We start from the raw sequence: 17,250 nt of genomic DNA on the forward strand, positions 1-17,250 counted from the left end.
AGTGTTCAAACAAAGGATGAGGCTATGGTTCAAGTTCGCAAACTGGTGTTAGCAATAGCGGCCGCCTCGGCGCTGTCCTCCGGTATGGCGCAGGCGCTGCAGCTGGGGGAGATGACCCTCAAGTCGAAGTTGAACCAGCCGTTGGCGGTGGAGATCGAATTGCTCGATGTCGGTGGCCTCACGGCTTCCGAGATCACGCCGAGCCTGGCCTCATCCCAGGCGTTTGTGGATGCGGGCGTCGATCGCCAGGCGTTCCTCAATGACCTGACGTTTACCCCGGTGGTCAATCCCAACGGCCGCAGCGTGGTGCGTGTCACCTCAAGCAAGCCGCTGCCGGACTCCTACGTACGCTTCCTGCTGCAGGTGCAATGGCCCAATGGCCGTTTGATGCGCGATTACAGCGTATTGCTCGACCCGGCCAAGTTCGACCAGCCGGCACCGACGGCCGCCGCGCCTGCCCCGCGTGTGGCGGCGCCGGCCAGCACCGCGCCAGCCGTGAGCAAAGCGGCGCAGCACACCACCACCCCCCGCGACACCTTGTGGGAAATTGCCGCGAAGAATCGCAATGGCGGCTCGGTCCAGCAGACCATGCTGGCGATCCAGGCGCTCAACCCGGACGCGTTTATCGACGGCAATATCAACCGCCTGAAAACCGGCCAGGTCCTGCGCCTGCCGGATACCGTAGAAAGCACCGCGCTGCCACAACCTCAGGCGATAGCCGAAGTCCGCGCGCAGAATGCCGCCTGGCGCCAGGGCCGGCGCGTCGCCACCAACCCTGCGGCGGGCAAGCAGCAACTGGACGCCACCAAGCGCACCCAAGCTGGCAACGCGCCAGCGAGTACCAACGCTAAGGACAACCTGAGCCTGGTTTCGGCCGAAGCGGCCAAGAAGGGCGCCAAAGGCAAGGCTGGCGACAGCGCGGTACTGAGCGACAAACTGGCGATGACCCAGGAGCAACTGGACACTACCCGTCGCGACAACGAAGAGCTGAAAAGCCGCGCGGCCGACCTGCAAAGCCAGTTGGACAAGCTGCAAAAACTGATTCAACTGAAAAACGATCAGCTTGCCCGTTTACAGGCTGAAAAGGGCGCTCCGGTCGCTCCGGCCACTGCAGCAATGCCCGCTCAGTTGGCAGGTGAGCCGGCTGCTGCCCCGGCAGTGCCCGATGCAGCGACAGCAGCGCCTGTGCCAGCGGCTGAACCAGTCAAGACGGATGCTGCGCCTGCCACCACCGAGGGCAAATTCAACGACTTGCTGACGAACCCTGTCGTGCTCGGCGTGCTCGGCGGTGCGGCTATTTTGTTGGTGCTGTTGCTTCTGCTGCTGTGGGCGCGCCATCGCAATGCTCGCCGCGAAGAGGAAAAGCACCTGCGCATGGCGCGGGCCCTGGCTGAAGAGCCGGAGTTCACCTCCAACATTGACCACGACCTGCCGCCGGACAGTTTCGAAGGCCTGGAAGTGCCGCCGCCAAGCGTCAAGTTGGCCGCTGCTCCAGCGGCGGCCCCAGTCGTTGAGCCGGCAGTTGTTGTGCCGACCGTTGCCTCTGTACTTGCGCCGCTGGCTGTTGCTGTCGCCCCGGCAAACTCCAGCGATTCGCTGGCCCAGGCCCAATCCCATATCGACCGTGGCCACCTGAACCAGGCCGCCGATGTGCTGCAGCAGGCAATCAAGCATGAGCCCAAGCGCAGCGACCTGCGTTTGAAGCTGATGGAAGTCTACGGCCTGCAAAACGACAAGGACGGCTTCGTCACCCAAGAGCGTCAGCTGGTAGCCAATGGTGAAAACCACGCCCAGGTCGAGCAGCTCAAAAGCCGCTTCCCGGCCATGGCCGTGTTGGCGGCGGGCGTCAGCGCTGCGGTTGCCGCCGCCGCTCTGGACGCTCAATACGTCAAGGATTTGCTCGAAGACAAGCCGACTGAGCCTGCGCCAGAGGCCTTCGACACCGATTTCGATTTGAGCCTGGACGATCTGGAAGAGGCATCCCCGGCTGAGGTCAAGGGCGATCAGCAGACATTCGAGTCGCTTCTGCAGCAACAGACCGAAGCCAACGCCGCTCCGGATGACCTTTCGGACTTTGACCTGGACCTGCAACCTGATGCACCGGCTTCGGCGCAATCCGATGATGACTTCCTCTCGGGCCTGGAAGAGCAGATGAAGGACGTGCCTGCTGTCGAGCCGCCGACCCTGACCCCTGCGGCGCTGGACGATTTCGATCTGCCGGAAGATTTCGACCTGTCCCTGGCCGATGAGCCGCAAGCAAGCGCCAAGCCTGATGCTTTTGCGTCGGAGCTCGATGATGTCAATGCCGAGCTGGATCGCCTGTCCCAGAGCCTGGAACATCCGTCCATCGAGCCGTCCTTTACTGCGGAAGACGCTGCGCTGGGCGACGATGAGCCGGAATTCGACTTCCTCTCCGGCACGGATGAGGTGGCGACCAAGCTCGACCTGGCCCAAGCCTATATCGACATGGGCGATGCGGACGGCGCGCGGGACATCCTCTCTGAAGTGCTGACCGAAGGTGATGAGACCCAGCGTGGCGAGGCCAAGGAAATGCTCGGCCGGCTGGCGTGATCGTCAATTGTTAAAGCAGCGGCGCCCTTCGGGGCGCCGTTTTGCTTTTGTGGGCTCCCGCACAAACCGGCATAATGACCCCCTCTGCGCAACTCATCAGGCTCTCAGTTCTTGGCAAATATAGATAACGCGGCCGCCGAAATGGCGGCCGCAGGCTTTTACCGCATCGCCCTTGGCGTGGAATACAAAGGCTCGCGCTATCGCGGCTGGCAGCGCCAGGCCTCCGGTGTGCTGACGGTGCAGGAAACCCTGGAAAAGGCCCTGTCCAAAGTCGCCGATTCACCGGTATCGCTGATGTGCGCCGGGCGCACCGACGCAGGCGTGCACGCCTGCGGCCAGGTGGTGCACTTCGACACCCAGGCTGAACGGTCAATGAAAGCGTGGGTGATGGGCGCCAACATCAATCTGCCCCATGACGTCAGTGTCAGCTGGGCCAAGGTGATGCCGGCGCACTTTCATGCGCGCTTCAAGGCGATCGCCCGGCGTTATCGCTACGTGATCTACAACGACCAGATTCGCCCGGCGCACCTCAACGAAGAAATTACCTGGAACCACCGCCCGCTGGACGCTGAGCGCATGGCCGAAGCTGCGCAGCACCTGGTGGGCGTGCATGACTTCAGTGCCTTTCGTGCCGGCCAGTGCCAGGCCAAGTCGCCGATCAAGGAAGTCCACCACCTGCGGGTGACCCGACACGGCAAGATGATTGTGCTGGATATCCGCGCCGGGGCCTTCCTGCACCATATGGTTCGAAACATTGCCGGGGTGCTGATGACCATCGGCACGGGCGAGCGCCCGGTGGAGTGGGCCAAGGAAGTACTGGAAAGCCGCATCCGCCGCACGGGCGGGGTCACGGCACATCCGTTCGGCCTGTACCTGGTGGATGTGGAGTACCGCGACGAGTTCGAATTGCCGGAACGTTTCATCGGGCCACACTTCCTCACAGGTTTCAGCGAACTTGGCGGCTGACGCCCGGAAAAGCTTTTGTTACCATCCGGGACTTTCTGGTTCCAACCCCGAGGTTTTCACGACATGTCAGCCGTTCGCAGCAAGATTTGCGGGATTACCCGCATAGAAGACGCGCTGGCGGCAGTCGAGGCAGGCGCGGATGCCATCGGTTTCGTGTTTTACGCCAAGAGCCCGCGGGCGGTGAATGTGTTGCAGGCGCGGGCGATCATTGCCGCATTGCCGCCGTTCGTGACCACCGTGGGTCTGTTCGTCAACGCCAGCCGGTGTGAGCTCAACGAAACCCTGGATGCCGTACCGTTGGACATGTTGCAGTTCCATGGCGACGAAACGGCGGAAGAATGTGAAAGCTACCAGCGCCCGTATATCAAGGCGTTGCGGGTCAAGGCCGGGGATGACATCGCGGCGGCGTGTGCCGACTATGATGGCGCTCGCGGGATTCTGCTCGACACCTACGTCGAAGGCGTGCCCGGCGGTACCGGCGAAGCGTTTGATTGGTCGCTGATTCCCGAAGGTTTGAGCAAGCCGATCATCCTGGCTGGCGGGCTCAACCCTGCGAATATCGCGGCCGCGATCGAACAGGTTCGGCCTTATGCCGTGGATGTCAGTGGTGGGGTAGAGCAGGCCAAGGGCATCAAGGATCACAACAAGATTCGCGCATTCATGCGGGCCGTGCGCAACAGCGGTGGTGGGATGTGACGGCTGGCAGTCTGCCGCCGTCCATAACTACCACTGTGTAAAACAGCCCGGCGCCGCCTGTGGGTGGCTCGGAAATAAAGTGGCAACCCTGCGCTGGCAGGTTGTCTGGAAGGCTGAGGGTACATGCAGGAAATGGCCGGTCGAACGTCTGACCCCGTCCAGCATGTGTCATCGCCACATATGAATTTAGCTCAAGGGCATACGCGGGGCTGTGTTCAAGCCACCGGTACTGGAGAAAGAAAGCATGAGCAACTGGTTAGTAGACAAACTGATCCCTTCGATCATGCGTTCCGAGGTGAAGAAAAGCTCGGTTCCTGAAGGTCTGTGGCACAAGTGCCCATCCTGCGACGCGGTGCTGTATCGCCCCGAGCTTGAAAAGACCCTGGACGTTTGCCCCAAGTGCAACCACCACATGCGTATCGGCGCGCGCGCCCGCATCGACATTTTCCTGGATGCTGATGGCCGCAACGAGCTGGGCGCTGACCTGGAGCCGGTTGACCGTCTCAAGTTCCGTGACAGCAAGAAGTACAAGGACCGCTTGGTCGGTGCGCAGAAGCAGACCGGCGAGAAAGACGCGCTGATTTCCGTCAGCGGCAAATTGCTCGGCATGCCAGTCGTGGTGTCGGCGTTTGAGTTCTCCTTCATGGGCGGGTCCATGGGTGCCATCGTCGGTGAGCGCTTTGTCCGCGCGGCCAACTATGCCCTGGAAAACCGTTGCCCGATGATCTGCTTCGCCGCCTCCGGTGGGGCTCGTATGCAGGAAGCCTTGATTTCTCTGATGCAAATGGCCAAGACCTCCGCGGTACTGGCGCGTCTTCGCGAAGAAGGCATCCCGTTCATCTCCGTGCTCACTGACCCGGTCTATGGCGGTGTTTCCGCCAGCCTGGCAATGCTGGGTGATGTGATCGTTGGCGAGCCAAAGGCCCTGATCGGCTTTGCCGGCCCGCGCGTGATCGAGCAAACCGTACGCGAAAAGCTGCCGGAAGGTTTCCAGCGCAGCGAGTTCCTGCTGGAGCACGGTGCTATCGACCTGATCATCCCACGCAGTGAGCTGCGCCCGCGCCTGGGCAACCTGCTGGCGCAAATGATGGGCCTGCCGACGCCTGTCTACGTCGCGCCTAAAGTCGAGCCGATCGTGGTGCCGCCGGTGCCAGCAAACCTATGACCCAGCGCACCCTGGGCGAATGGCTTGCCTACCTTGAGCAGTTGCATCCGTCCGCCATCGACATGGGTCTGGGGCGCTCGCAACAGGTAGCGGCCCGCCTCGGGTTGGGCCGTCCGGCACCGCGCGTGATTACGGTAACCGGCACCAACGGCAAAGGCTCTACCTGTGCCTTTGTCGCGGCGCTGCTGCAGGCCCAAGGGCTGAAAGTCGGCGTCTACAGTTCCCCGCACCTGCTGCGTTACAACGAGCGGGTGCAACTCAATGGCGTCGAAGCCACTGATGCGCAACTCTGCGAAGCCTTCGCTGCACTCGATGCGGGCCGAGGCGAAACTTCCCTGACTTACTTCGAGATGGGCACCCTGGCGGCGTTCTGGCTGTTTGAGCGTGCGCAACTGGATGTGGTGGTGCTGGAAGTCGGTCTGGGCGGGCGTCTGGACACGGTTAACGTGGTGGATGCTGACCTGGCGCTGGTTACCAGCATTGGCGTGGATCACGCCGACTACCTGGGAAACACTCGTGAGTCTGTGGCTTATGAAAAAGCCGGGATCTTCCGCCAGGGCAAGCCTGCGCTGTGTGGTGACCTGGATCCGCCGCACACCTTGCTGGACAAGGTGCGCGAGCTGGATTGCCCGTTCTTCCTGTGCGGCCGCGAATTCAATCTTGAGATCGGTGAACAGCACTGGCAATGGCGTGGGCGCGATGCCCGTGGCCAGGCGGTGGAACTGCGTGACCTGCCGCTATTGAACCTGCCAATGGAAAACGCCGCGCTCGCGCTGCAAGCCTATCTGCTGCTGGATCTGCCGTGGAATGCCGAGCAGATTGCTGCCACATTGCTGGCTACCCGCGTGGTAGGGCGCCTGGATCGTCGTGCGTTCGAATGGCAGGGCAAGCGCCTGAACTTGCTGTTGGATGTGGGACATAACCCCCATGCGGCCGAGTACCTGGCGCGGCGCCTGTCACGCACGCCGCCGGTCGGTCGTCGCCTTGCCGTATTCGGTCTGCTGGCGGATAAGGACCTGGATGGCGTGGTCGCGCCCTTGTTGGGCAGTGTCCAGGCCTGGGCTGTGGCGCCGCTGGATACTTCGCGCAGTCGCCCGGCTGCTGAGCTGGAACTGGCCTTGCAGAACCTTGGTGCACCTGTGGCGTCATATGCAAGCGTCACCGAGGCCCTTGAAGCGCAGTGCGCCGTTGCCACACCCGACGATGAAATTCTATTGTTCGGGTCATTTTATTGCGTTGCCGAGGCGCTTGAGTGGTTAGCCCGGCGCTCCACGGAGGAAGCTGCACATGGCATTACTGGATAGCGCATACAAGCAGCGAATGGTCGGAGCCTTGGTTCTGGTAGCGCTGGCGGTGATTTTCCTGCCGATGCTGTTTTCTCGCCAGGACGAAGAGCGTCAGGTGGTGGTTGAGGCTCCGGCCGCGCCACAAGCCCCGGCGGTGCCGCAGGTTCAGGTTGAGCCGGTGGTCGTGCCTGAGCCTCAGGCGTTGCCGGAAGAAGAACCTGTGCCGACGGATGATGAAGTAGCTGCGCAGCAAGCACCGTCAATGCCGGTGCAACCCAGCGTGCCAGTGGTCAAGCCAGCACCCGCTGCGCCGGTCGCGGCTGCCAAGCCCGTCGCGCCTGCACCCGCGCCCAAGCCGGTAGCACCGCAACCCGCCGCACCAGGCAAGCCTGATGTGGGCCAGAGTCGTATCGACCCGAATGGCTTGCCGATCAGTTGGTCGATTCAAGTGGCCAGCCTGGGCAACCGCGAAGGCGCCGACGCGTTGCAAAAAAAGCTGCGTAGCCAGGGCTATAACGCCTATATCCGCAGCGCCGACGGCAAGAACCGCGTGTTTATCGGGCCGCTGATCGAGCGTGCAGAGGCGGATCGCCTGCGGGACTTGCTGGATCGCCAGCAGAACCTGAAGGGTTTTGTCACCCGTTTCCAGCCTGAGCGCGGCTGATACCGCCAGCCTCTGGTTGGAATGCAAGCCAAGTGTGGGGGCTGGCTTGCCTGCGATGACGGTGGGCTAATCAACAGAGATGTTGAATGTGCCGGCCCCATCGCAGGCAAGCCAGCTCCCACATTTGTTTTGTGGTGGCTTGAAATCGCGTTGGCTTGCCACAAACTATTGATTTGCAAAGCAGCCGCAATCACAGCTTACCGACAGCCCAGCGCTCTGCTAAAATGCGCCGCCTCATCTGTCCGTAGGCTGCACTGTGCCATTTACCTGGGTTGATTGGGCGATTGTTGCAATTGTCGCCATCTCCGCTTTGATCAGTCTAAGCCGCGGCTTCGTAAAAGAAGCACTGTCGTTGCTGACCTGGATCATCGCAGGAGTCGTAGCCTGGATGTTCGGCGGCTCATTGTCGGTCTACCTGGCCGGATACATCGAGACACCTTCGGCTCGCGTCATCGCGGGCTGCGCCATCATGTTCATCGCCACGCTGCTGGTGGGGGCAATGGTCAATTATCTTATTGGCGAGTTGATACGTGTCACCGGCCTCTCCGGGACCGATCGATTTCTCGGCATGGCCTTCGGCGCTGCGCGTGGCGCGTTGCTGGTGGTCGTGGCGGTCGGGCTGTTGAGCCTGGGGCCGGTACAGCAGGATGCATGGTGGCAGGAGTCGGTACTCGTGCCAAAATTTCTATTGGTTGCAGATTGGTCCAAGAACCTCATTCTGGGGTGGAGCAGTCAGTGGCTGGCCAGCGGAATCAGCGTACCCGCTGATCTTCCGTTCAAGGAACACCTCTTACCGGCCAAAACGCCTCAGTAAGTTGTGTTCAGTCAAGATTCATTAAGTAGGGGTTGCGTCGCATGTGTGGCATCGTCGGTATCGTCGGTAAGTCGAACGTCAATCAGGCGCTGTATGACGCGCTAACCGTCCTCCAGCACCGCGGCCAGGACGCTGCCGGTATTGTGACCAGCCACGACGGCCGGTTATTCCTGCGCAAGGACAATGGCCTGGTACGTGACGTGTTCCACCAGCGTCACATGCAGCGCCTGGTCGGGCACATGGGCATTGGCCATGTGCGTTACCCGACTGCCGGCAGCTCGACGTCGGCCGAAGCTCAGCCGTTTTACGTCAACTCGCCTTACGGCATCACGCTGGCGCACAACGGTAACCTGACCAACGTTGAACAGTTGGCCAAGGAGATTTACGAATCTGACCTGCGCCACGTCAACACCAACTCCGACTCGGAAGTGCTGCTCAACGTGTTTGCCCACGAGCTGGCCCAGCGTGGCAAGCTGCAGCCGACCGAAGAAGATGTGTTCGCTGCCGTGACTGACGTGCACAACCGTTGCGTCGGTGGTTACGCCGTGGTCGCCATGATCACCGGTTATGGCATCGTCGGCTTCCGCGACCCGCACGGCATTCGCCCGATTGTGTTCGGCCAGCGTCACACCGACGAAGGCGTCGAGTACATGATCGCCTCCGAAAGCGTGTCCCTGGATGTGCTGGGCTTCACCTTGATTCGCGACCTCGCGCCAGGTGAAGCGGTGTACATCACCGAAGACGGCAAGCTGCACACCCGCCAGTGCGCCGTGGCGCCGAAACTCACCCCGTGCATTTTCGAACACGTCTACCTGGCGCGTCCGGACTCGATCATCGACGGTGTTTCGGTGTACAAGGCACGCCTGCGCATGGGCGAGAAGCTCGCCGAGAAGATCCTGCGCGAGCGTCCTGAGCATGACATCGACGTGGTAATCCCGATTCCGGACACCAGCCGTACCGCTGCGCTGGAATTGGCCAACCACCTGGGCGTCAAGTTCCGCGAAGGCTTCGTGAAAAACCGCTACATCGGCCGTACCTTCATCATGCCGGGCCAGGCGGCGCGCAAGAAGTCGGTTCGCCAGAAGCTCAATGCGATCGAGCTGGAGTTCCGCGGCAAGAACGTGATGCTGGTGGATGACTCCATCGTGCGTGGCACCACCTGCAAGCAGATCATCCAGATGGCCCGCGAAGCCGGCGCGAAGAACGTGTACTTCTGTTCCGCCGCGCCTGCCGTGCGTTACCCGAACGTGTACGGTATCGACATGCCGAGCGCCCATGAATTGATCGCCCACAACCGTTCGACCCAGGACGTTGCCGACCTGATCGGCGCGGATTGGCTGATCTATCAGGACCTGCCGGACCTGATCGAAGCGGTCGGCGGTGGCAAGATCAAGATCGACCAGTTCGACTGCGCCGTGTTCGACGGCAAGTACGTGACCGGGGATGTCGACGAGGCCTACCTGAACAAGATCGAGCAGGCGCGTAATGACTCGTCGAAGATCAAGACGCAGGCGGTCAGCGCGATCATCGATCTGTACAACAACTGAGTGACAACCGGCCCTGAGGGGCCGGTTTTGTATCTTAAATAAAGAATTGAGTAAGGAGTGGCAGCATGAGTCAGGAATGGGATGCCGGTCGGTTGGACAGCGACCTCGATGGCGTAGCTTTCGATACCCTGGCTGTGCGCGCCGGCCAACACCGCACGCCGGAAGGTGAGCACGGTGATCCGATGTTTTTCACGTCCAGCTACGTGTTCCGCACGGCGGCCGACGCCGCTGCGCGCTTTGCTGGCGAAGTGCCGGGTAACGTCTATTCGCGTTACACCAACCCGACCGTGCGCGCGTTCGAAGAACGTATCGCGGCGCTTGAAGGTGCTGAGCAGGCGGTGGCCACGGCGACCGGCATGGCGGCAATCCTGGCGGTGGTGATGAGCCTGTGCAGTGCTGGCGACCACGTGCTGGTGTCGCGCAGCGTGTTTGGCTCGACCATCAGCCTGTTCGAAAAGTACTTCAAACGTTTTGGCATCGAAGTGGACTACGTGCCTCTGGCGGACCTGTCCGGCTGGGACGCGGCGATCAAGGCCAACACCAAGTTGCTGTTCGTCGAGTCGCCATCCAACCCTTTGGCTGAGCTGGTGGATATCGCCGCGTTGGCCGAAGTCGCTCACGCCAAGGGCGCGATGCTGGTGGTCGACAATTGCTTCTGCACCCCGGCGTTGCAACAGCCGTTGAAGCTGGGCGCGGACATTGTCGTGCACTCGGCCACCAAGTTCATCGACGGCCAGGGTCGTTGCATGGGCGGTGTGGTCGCCGGTCGCAGTGAGCAGATGAAAGAAGTCGTCGGCTTCCTGCGCACCGCTGGCCCGACCTTGAGCCCGTTCAATGCCTGGATCTTCCTCAAAGGCCTGGAAACCCTCAGCCTGCGTATGAAGGCCCATTGCGCCAACGCCCAAGCGCTGGCCGAGTGGCTGGAGCAACAGGACGGTATCGAGAAAGTGCACTACGCCGGTCTCAAGAGCCACCCGCAACACGAGTTGGCCCAGCGCCAGCAGCGTGGTTTCGGTGCCGTGGTGAGCTTCGAAGTGAAGGGCGGCAAAGACGGCGCCTGGCGCTTTATCGATGCCACTCGCCTGATCTCCATCACTGCCAACCTGGGTGACAGCAAGACCACCATTACTCACCCGAGCACCACCTCCCATGGGCGCCTGGCGCCACAGGAGCGCGAGGCGGCGGGTATCCGTGACAGCCTGATCCGCGTTGCGGTGGGCCTGGAAGACGTTGCCGACTTGCAGGCTGACCTGGCTCGCGGGCTGGCGGCCTTGTGATCGAGTGGTCCATGGACACGGCGGCAGCCAGTAACGGGCGTGTCGCGCTGGTGACAGGCGCGGCGCGGGGCATTGGCCTCGGGATTGCCGCGTGGCTGATCAGCGAAGGCTGGCAAGTCGTGTTGACCGACCTGGACCGCGAGCGTGGTTCCAGGGTGTCCAAGGTGCTGGGCGAAAACGCCTGGTTTATCACCATGGATGTGGCCGACGAGAAGCAAGTGGCCCAAGGCGTCGCCGAAGTGCTCGGGCAGTTCGGGCGCCTGGACGCACTGGTGTGCAATGCGGCGGTCGCCGACCCGCGCAACATTACCCTGGAAAGCCTGGATCTGGCCTACTGGAATCGAGTGTTGGCCGTGAATCTCAGTGGGCCGATGCTGTTGGCCAAGCACTGCGCTCCGTATCTTCGTGCGCATGGTGGCGCCATCGTCAACCTGGCGTCGACCCGGGCGCGTCAATCGGAGCCGGACACCGAAGCCTATGCGGCGAGCAAGGGTGGCCTGCTGGCGCTGACTCACGCCCTGGCCATGAGCCTTGGGCCGGAAGTGCGGGTCAATGCGGTCAGCCCAGGCTGGATCGATGCGCGTGATCCCGCAGCCCGTCGCGCCGAGCCGCTGAGTGATACCGATCACGCCCAGCATCCGGCGGGCAGGGTGGGTACGGTCGAGGACGTGGCGGCGATGGTGGCATGGTTGCTGTCGCGCCAAGCGGGGTTTGTCACCGGGCAAGAGTTTGTGGTGGACGGTGGCATGAGCAAGAAGATGATTTACAGCGAGTAGGGCCGGTAGCTGTCTTGAAGCAATTTTGTCTTTTTCAGAAAAACTTCAAGCGGGCTATTGACTTAGGTCCGCTATCTGCGTAAATTTCGCGGCCTCAACGAAGCAAAGGGTGATTAGCTCAGCTGGGAGAGCATCTGCCTTACAAGCAGAGGGTCGGCGGTTCGATCCCGTCATCACCCACCACTTCTTGAGAGTTTTGCCCCAGGGCAAGACGCAACGTTAAAGGTTGCACCGACGCGCAGCGGTAGTTCAGTCGGTTAGAATACCGGCCTGTCACGCCGGGGGTCGCGGGTTCGAGTCCCGTCCGCTGCGCCATATTTCCAGGCTTGATTTATCAGGCTTGAGATTGAACAGCCAAGGCTGATCGATCAGATGTTTAAAGACAGTTGAGGGTTTACGTTCAACTGGTCAAGCGATACGCAGCGGTAGTTCAGTCGGTTAGAATACCGGCCTGTCACGCCGGGGGTCGCGGGTTCGAGTCCCGTCCGCTGCGCCATATCTGCCTCAAGGCCCACTGAACGCCTTGGAGCACAAAGAAAGCCTCTGGCTACTTTGATCCGATAGCAAAGACCCTGGTCGAAAGGCCGGGGTTTTTTGTGTCTGGGATTTGGCTTATGTGGGAAGCGGGCTTGCTCGCGAAGGCGGTTCGTCAGTCAATATTTCCAGTGACTGAACCACCGCATTCGCGAGCAAGCCCGCTCCCACAGTTGGATAGCGTTAGAAGCCCAACTTGTCGCGCAGCCCGTAATACCAGGCCCCGAGCGCCGCAAACGGCGTGCGTAACAGTTGCCCACCCGGGAACGGGTAGTGCGGCAGGTCCGCAAACGCATCAAAACGCTCTGCCTGGCCTCTCAGCGCCTCCGCCAGTACCTTGCCCGCCAGGTGCGTGTACGTCACGCCATGGCCGCTGCAGCCTTGCGAGTAGTAAATGTTGTCACCCAGCCGACCGACTTGCGGCAAGCGCGATAAGGTCAGCAGGAAATTGCCGGTCCAGGCGTAATCGATTTTCACGTCTTTGAGCTGCGGAAAGGCCTTGAGCATCTTCGGACGGATGATTGCCTCGATGTTTGCCGGGTCGCGTGCGCCATACACCACGCCACCCCCGAAGATCAGGCGCTTGTCGCGGGTGAGGCGGTAGTAGTCGAGCAGATAGTTACAGTCTTCGACGCAGTAATCCTGTGGCAGCAACGTCTTCGCCAAGTCATCGCCCAGCGGCGCCGTGGTGATGACTTGCGTGCCACATGGCATTGATTTGGCGGCCAGTTCCGGTACCAGGTTGCCCAGGTAGGCATTGCCCGCGACGATGATGAACTTGGCCCTGACCTTGCCCTCGGCGGTATGCACCACTGGGTTTGCGCCGCGCTCGATGCGCACTGCTGCCGATTGCTCGTAGATCGTTCCGCCCAGCGATTCAACCGCTGCTGCTTCGCCCAAGGCCAGGTTGAGCGGGTGGATGTGCCCGCCACTCATGTCCAGCAAACCGCCGACGTAGTTGTCACAGGCCACCACTTCGCGGATGCGGCGTTCGTCCAGCAACTCCAGCTGCGTGTGGCCGTAGCGTTCCCACAGGCGCTTTTGCGACTCCAGGTGGCCCATGTGCTTGCTGTTAAGCGCGGCGAATACCCCGCCGTCCTTCAGGTCGCACTGGATCTGATACTTGGCGACGCGTTCACGAATGATCCTGCCGCCCTCAAACGCCATCTGCCCCAGCAATTGCGCCTGCTGCGGCCCGACGCTACGCTCGATCACGTCGATATCACGGCTGTAGCTGTTAACGATCTGCCCGCCGTTGCGGCCCGAGGCGCCAAACCCCACCTTGGCGGCTTCCAGTACCGTCACGCGAAAACCGTTCTCCAGCAGAAACAGCGCGCTGGAAAGGCCGGTATAGCCGGCGCCAATCACGCACACATCGGTTTCGACTTCGCCTTGCAGTGCCGGGCGAGGTGGAACGGTATTCGCGGAAGCGGCGTAATACGACTGGGGATAGGGGGTGTTCGCCATCCTGGAACCTCTGTTTTATATTTTTTACGAGTGCGCCGATCCTACCTGAGTTGAAAATTGCCTGCCAGCCACCCGAAATTCACGGGTGGGCTCCACGCCAATAAAAAATTCGCATATTCATAGGGTTAGCTGCAAAAAAGATGTTGACACCCCTCCGGAATTCCGTAGAATGTCGCCTCACAGCAGGCACGTAGCTCAGTTGGTTAGAGCACCACCTTGACATGGTGGGGGTCGTTGGTTCGAGTCCAATCGCGCCTACCAAACAAAATCCGCTCTGCTGGGCGGTCTAGAAGGGCTCACCGAAAGGTGGGCCCTTTTTTGTTGCCTGTGATTTTTGCCCATGGCCGTGCAGGACGCGTCCCGCTGCGTGAAGGACGAAGGGAAGCTGGAAAACGGAGCGCTAGCGTCAGGCGCTACCGCCAAGGAAATCTGAAGCAGCAACAGGTCAGTCACCCACAAAATTTATTGGTTTGCAGCAACAATTTTTCTTGTTGGACACCTCCCGCCCCAGGCAGCAAAGTTGCCGCCACTGACGCTCGACCTTCCGGGTCAACAATAAAAAACCGAGCCGACTGCACGCCGCTTCTTGCTGTGAACCCTTTGTTCACATCCTGCTGTAATGGCGCCGCAGCGCGCACTAAAGGACCTCCTCGCCATGCAAACTGTTGTGAACTTATGGCCGTTGATCGGCGTACTTGTGATCGTGGTTGGCTTTGTCTTGCGCATCAACCCTCTGCTGGTGGTCACCGCCGCCGCTATCGCCACCGGTTTCGCCGCCCATTTCCCACTGGAAAAAATCCTTGCCACCATGGGCGATGGCTTTCTTCAGACCCGAGCCCTGCAGTTGATTCTGTTGTTGCCCCTGGCGGTCATCGGCCTATTGGAGCGCCATGGGCTGCGCCTGCATGCGCAGAACTGGATTGCACGGTTCGAGCGCGCCACGGTCGGGCGCTTGTTGATCATCTACCTGTTTGTGCGCGAATCCACCGCCGCCATGGGCTTGACCAGTCTGGGCGGGCACCCGCAGATGGTGCGCCCGTTACTGGCTCCAATGGCCGAGGGTGCCGCCGAAAAACGCTACGGCAAGCTACCAGACAAATTGCGCCACAAAGTGTTAGCTATGTGCGCCGCGACAGACAACGTCGGGCTGTTTTTTGGTGAAGACATCTTTGTCGCCTTTGGCGCCATCGCATTGATGCACACCTTCCTGCTCGGCTCAGGGATTGATGTGGAACCTCTGCACATCGCGGTGTGGGGCATTCCTACGGCGATCTGCGCGTTTATCATCCATGCGATCCGCCTGCACCGGTTTGACCGAAGGCTCACCCGTGAGATGACGCCTGCCGCCACACCCGTGGAGGTCGCGCAATGATCATTTCCATTCAATACCTCTACTGGCTGGCCGGCGTTCTGCTGCTGATCACGGCGGGCATGATCGTGATGGACAAAACCCATCCCAAGCGCTGGTCCAGTGCATTGTTCTGGTTGTTGTTCGCCATTCCGTTCCTGATCGGTGAGCGTTTGCCGTCGGTGGTTATCGGTGTCGGCGTCGTGGTCATGGCATTGATCGCCGGCATGGGCGGCGTCGGCCGTGGCAAGCATGCCGAGCTGCATGACAAGGCTTCGCGTGCCAGTGCCGGTCGGCTGGGTCACAAACTGTTTATCCCGGCGCTGGCCATCCCCTTGACCACGGTGATCGGCTCGGTGTTGCTCAAACACACCGAAATCGGCGGCGTACCGCTGCTGGACCCGAAAAACACCACCTTCGTCTCCCTCGGTATCGGCTGCCTGATCGCCCTTGGCCTTGCCTGCTGGCTGACCCGCGATACGCCAGTACAAGCCTTGCGCGAATCCCGCCGCCTCACAGAAGCCCTGGGCTGGGCCATGGTGCTGCCGCAAATGCTGGCGATGCTCGGCTTGCTGTTTAACGAAGCTGGGGTCGGCACGGCTGTAGCGCATGTCACTACCACCTATATCAACCTGGATTTCAAGTTGGTGGCGGTGATGGTCTACGTGTTGGGCATGGCCTTGTTTACGGTGATCATGGGGAACGGCTTTGCGGCGTTCCCGGTGATGACCGGCGGCGTCGGCGTGCCGGTACTGGTGGGAATCTACGGCGGTAACCCGGCGGTGATGGCAGCGATCGGCATGTTCTCCGGCTACTGCGGGACCTTGATGACGCCCATGGCCGCCAACTTCAATATTGTGCCGGCTGCGTTACTGGAGTTGCCGGACAAGAACGCTGTAATCAAGGCCCAGTTGCCGACCGCGTTGATGATGCTGGTGGTCAATATCGTACTGCTTTACCTGTTGATGTGAGGTCGAGATGCAAACTGTACTGCTGACGGGCTTCGAGCCCTTTGATCAAGACCCGGTGAATCCGTCCTGGGAAGCTGTGCGCCAACTGGATGGCGTGCTGCTGGAAGGCGATGTGCAGATTGTTGCGCGCCGCCTGCCTTGCGCGTTTGCGACCGCTGGCGAGTGCCTGACCCAGTTGATCGATGAGCTGCACCCAGTGATGGTGATCGCCACCGGCCTGGCGCCGGGGCGTAGCACTATCTCGATGGAGCGGGTGGCGATCAACATCAACGATGCACGCATCCCCGATAATCTGGGTGAGCAGCCAATTGATACGGCAGTCGTGGCTGGCGGCCCGGCAGCCTACTTCACGACGCTGCCGATCAAGGCGATGGTCAAGGCTGTGGGCAAAGCGGGAATTGCGGCATCGGTATCGCAAACGGCGGGCACCTTTGTGTGCAACCAGGTGTTCTATCGGTTGCAACACCAGTTGGCGGGATCGGGCGTGCGCAGTGGCTTTATTCACGTCCCCGATGTTTACGGGGCATGCCAGCCGCCGATGGTGCTGTCGACCCTGGTCGAGGGGTTGCGCATCGCGGTGTCTGCGGCATGGCAAACCCCGATGGATATCGTCGAAGTGGGCGGTCAGGTCAGTTGAGGGCAGGGCGTGAGCGCCAACCTTCAACTACAGTTCAGGGACACCCATTCTACGGTAATTGCGATGATCAACTCTCTGAAGTGCGTGTCTGTCGTGCTTTCGCTTGTCTTGTTTGCTGGCAGTGGTATGGCCCTGGCCGATCCTGGTAATGGCAAGGGGCAGGGCAACGATAAAGGCAACGGCAACGGCAACGGAAACGGCTCGGGCGGGCAGGGGCATGACAAACCCAAAGGCAAAGGCGCATCGGGTAATCACGGCCCCAGCGTCGATCGCGGCAGGGTACTGAATGTATTGGGTGGCTACCGCAACTACTGGAGCCCGGGGCCAGCGTTGCCCCCTGGTATCCAGAAGAACCTCGCACGCGGTAAGCCATTGCCGCCGGGCATCGCCAAAAAGCTGGATGGCCGTTTATTGGGCCAGTTGCCCCGTTATGATGGGTATGAATGGCAGCAAGCAGGTACCGATCTGATATTGGTGACCATCGCGTCGGGCATCATTTACGAAGTACTCAGTGGGGCCTTTGACTGACGG

15 protein-coding genes and 4 tRNA genes are annotated in these 17,250 nt (G+C 60.9%); 18 read left to right on the forward strand and 1 reads right to left on the reverse strand.

The genetic code is table 11. The features are described from left to right. The first annotated feature begins 24 nt into the window (after positions 1-24). The 13 genes from BFP95_RS25650 (at position 25) to BFP95_RS25710 (ending at position 12,258) form a co-directional block, all read left to right on the forward strand. Positions 25-2,571 carry a FimV/HubP family polar landmark protein gene (locus BFP95_RS25650; protein ID WP_065910889.1) on the forward strand — a complete coding sequence of 849 codons (2,547 nt, stop codon included), beginning with the start codon at positions 25-27 and terminating at the stop codon, positions 2,569-2,571. A gap of 141 nt (positions 2,572-2,712) precedes the next feature. Next, positions 2,713-3,537, forward strand: coding sequence for a tRNA pseudouridine(38-40) synthase TruA (gene truA / locus BFP95_RS25655; protein WP_065874106.1), 825 nt, complete (start codon positions 2,713-2,715; stop codon positions 3,535-3,537). A 63-nt stretch (positions 3,538-3,600) separates the two neighbouring features. Beyond that, complete coding sequence (locus tag BFP95_RS25660; protein WP_065880885.1) at positions 3,601-4,233, forward strand: phosphoribosylanthranilate isomerase; 633 nt, start codon at positions 3,601-3,603, stop codon at positions 4,231-4,233. A 244-nt stretch (positions 4,234-4,477) separates the two neighbouring features. Next, on the forward strand, positions 4,478-5,398 hold the full coding sequence (gene accD, locus BFP95_RS25665) for an acetyl-CoA carboxylase, carboxyltransferase subunit beta (RefSeq protein ID WP_065880886.1): 921 nt from the start codon (positions 4,478-4,480) through the stop codon (positions 5,396-5,398). Next, a complete protein-coding gene (folC, locus tag BFP95_RS25670) occupies positions 5,395-6,702 on the forward strand; it encodes a bifunctional tetrahydrofolate synthase/dihydrofolate synthase (protein WP_065880887.1) in 1,308 nt (435 codons plus the stop codon). The genes accD and folC overlap by 4 nt, the downstream gene beginning before the upstream one ends. After that, the gene (locus tag BFP95_RS25675) at positions 6,686-7,348 is read left to right on the forward strand and encodes an SPOR domain-containing protein (protein WP_065874102.1); all 663 of its coding nucleotides are present in this window, start codon (positions 6,686-6,688) and stop codon (positions 7,346-7,348) included. Before folC ends, BFP95_RS25675 begins: the two co-directional genes overlap by 17 nt. Before the next feature lie 256 nt (positions 7,349-7,604). Then, positions 7,605-8,162, forward strand: a complete 558-nt coding sequence (locus BFP95_RS25680; protein ID WP_003234314.1) for a CvpA family protein — start codon at positions 7,605-7,607, stop codon at positions 8,160-8,162. Between the two features lie 41 nt (positions 8,163-8,203). Continuing rightward, a complete protein-coding gene (gene purF, locus BFP95_RS25685) occupies positions 8,204-9,709 on the forward strand; it encodes an amidophosphoribosyltransferase (protein WP_049712337.1) in 1,506 nt (501 codons plus the stop codon). 65 nt (positions 9,710-9,774) lie between these two features. After that, entirely contained in the window at positions 9,775-10,986 is a 1,212-nt protein-coding gene (locus BFP95_RS25690; RefSeq protein WP_065880888.1) for an O-succinylhomoserine sulfhydrylase, read from the forward strand. 11 nt (positions 10,987-10,997) lie between these two features. Continuing rightward, positions 10,998-11,762 (forward strand): SDR family oxidoreductase, encoded by a 765-nt coding sequence (locus tag BFP95_RS25695; RefSeq protein WP_065874099.1) that lies wholly within the window; start codon positions 10,998-11,000, stop codon positions 11,760-11,762. Between the two features lie 107 nt (positions 11,763-11,869). Then, positions 11,870-11,945, forward strand: a tRNA-Val gene (locus BFP95_RS25700). A gap of 55 nt (positions 11,946-12,000) precedes the next feature. Continuing rightward, a tRNA-Asp gene (locus tag BFP95_RS25705) sits at positions 12,001-12,077 on the forward strand. A gap of 104 nt (positions 12,078-12,181) precedes the next feature. Beyond that, positions 12,182-12,258 (forward strand) — tRNA-Asp (locus BFP95_RS25710). Positions 12,259-12,479: 221 nt separating this feature from the next. Here the strand turns inward: BFP95_RS25710 and BFP95_RS25715 are convergent. Continuing rightward, positions 12,480-13,763, reverse strand: coding sequence for an NAD(P)/FAD-dependent oxidoreductase (locus BFP95_RS25715; protein ID WP_065880889.1), 1,284 nt, complete (start codon positions 13,761-13,763; stop codon positions 12,480-12,482). Positions 13,764-13,947: 184 nt separating this feature from the next. On the opposite strand from BFP95_RS25715, the gene BFP95_RS25720 reads away from it, so the two are divergent. The 5 genes from BFP95_RS25720 to BFP95_RS25740 all read left to right on the forward strand — a co-directional run bounded on the left by BFP95_RS25720 (position 13,948) and on the right by BFP95_RS25740 (position 17,247). Beyond that, a tRNA-Val gene (locus tag BFP95_RS25720) sits at positions 13,948-14,024 on the forward strand. Positions 14,025-14,418: 394 nt separating this feature from the next. Beyond that, complete coding sequence (locus BFP95_RS25725) at positions 14,419-15,135, forward strand: DUF969 domain-containing protein (protein WP_065874096.1); 717 nt, start codon at positions 14,419-14,421, stop codon at positions 15,133-15,135. Continuing rightward, positions 15,132-16,082, forward strand: coding sequence for a DUF979 domain-containing protein (locus tag BFP95_RS25730; RefSeq protein WP_065874095.1), 951 nt, complete (start codon positions 15,132-15,134; stop codon positions 16,080-16,082). The genes BFP95_RS25725 and BFP95_RS25730 overlap by 4 nt, the downstream gene beginning before the upstream one ends. 7 nt (positions 16,083-16,089) lie before the next feature. Beyond that, a complete protein-coding gene (gene pcp / locus BFP95_RS25735) occupies positions 16,090-16,719 on the forward strand; it encodes a pyroglutamyl-peptidase I (protein ID WP_065874094.1) in 630 nt (209 codons plus the stop codon). A gap of 63 nt (positions 16,720-16,782) precedes the next feature. Then, positions 16,783-17,247 (forward strand): anti-virulence regulator CigR family protein, encoded by a 465-nt coding sequence (locus BFP95_RS25740; RefSeq protein WP_065910890.1) that lies wholly within the window; start codon positions 16,783-16,785, stop codon positions 17,245-17,247. The last annotated feature ends 3 nt before the right edge of the window (positions 17,248-17,250 follow it).

Source organism: Pseudomonas sp. 58 R 12, assembly GCF_900005865.1.
In the GTDB taxonomy this organism is placed as follows: Bacteria; Pseudomonadota; Gammaproteobacteria; order Pseudomonadales; family Pseudomonadaceae; genus Aquipseudomonas; species Aquipseudomonas tritici.

Coding starts and splice junctions, on each gene's coding strand:
- folC (WP_065880887.1), top strand. CDS start 5,395: ATGACCCAGCGCACCCTGGGCGAATGGCTTGCCTACCTTGAGCAGTTG.
- BFP95_RS25695 (WP_065874099.1), top strand. CDS start 10,998: ATGGACACGGCGGCAGCCAGTAACGGGCGTGTCGCGCTGGTGACAGGC.
- BFP95_RS25660 (WP_065880885.1), top strand. CDS start 3,601: ATGTCAGCCGTTCGCAGCAAGATTTGCGGGATTACCCGCATAGAAGAC.
- BFP95_RS25690 (WP_065880888.1), top strand. CDS start 9,775: ATGAGTCAGGAATGGGATGCCGGTCGGTTGGACAGCGACCTCGATGGC.
- accD (WP_065880886.1), top strand. CDS start 4,478: ATGAGCAACTGGTTAGTAGACAAACTGATCCCTTCGATCATGCGTTCC.
- BFP95_RS25725 (WP_065874096.1), top strand. CDS start 14,419: ATGCAAACTGTTGTGAACTTATGGCCGTTGATCGGCGTACTTGTGATC.
- BFP95_RS25740 (WP_065910890.1), top strand. CDS start 16,783: ATGATCAACTCTCTGAAGTGCGTGTCTGTCGTGCTTTCGCTTGTCTTG.
- truA (WP_065874106.1), top strand. CDS start 2,713: ATGGCGGCCGCAGGCTTTTACCGCATCGCCCTTGGCGTGGAATACAAA.
- BFP95_RS25715 (WP_065880889.1), bottom strand. CDS start 13,763: ATGGCGAACACCCCCTATCCCCAGTCGTATTACGCCGCTTCCGCGAAT.
- purF (WP_049712337.1), top strand. CDS start 8,204: ATGTGTGGCATCGTCGGTATCGTCGGTAAGTCGAACGTCAATCAGGCG.
- pcp (WP_065874094.1), top strand. CDS start 16,090: ATGCAAACTGTACTGCTGACGGGCTTCGAGCCCTTTGATCAAGACCCG.
- BFP95_RS25730 (WP_065874095.1), top strand. CDS start 15,132: ATGATCATTTCCATTCAATACCTCTACTGGCTGGCCGGCGTTCTGCTG.
- BFP95_RS25650 (WP_065910889.1), top strand. CDS start 25: ATGGTTCAAGTTCGCAAACTGGTGTTAGCAATAGCGGCCGCCTCGGCG.
- BFP95_RS25675 (WP_065874102.1), top strand. CDS start 6,686: ATGGCATTACTGGATAGCGCATACAAGCAGCGAATGGTCGGAGCCTTG.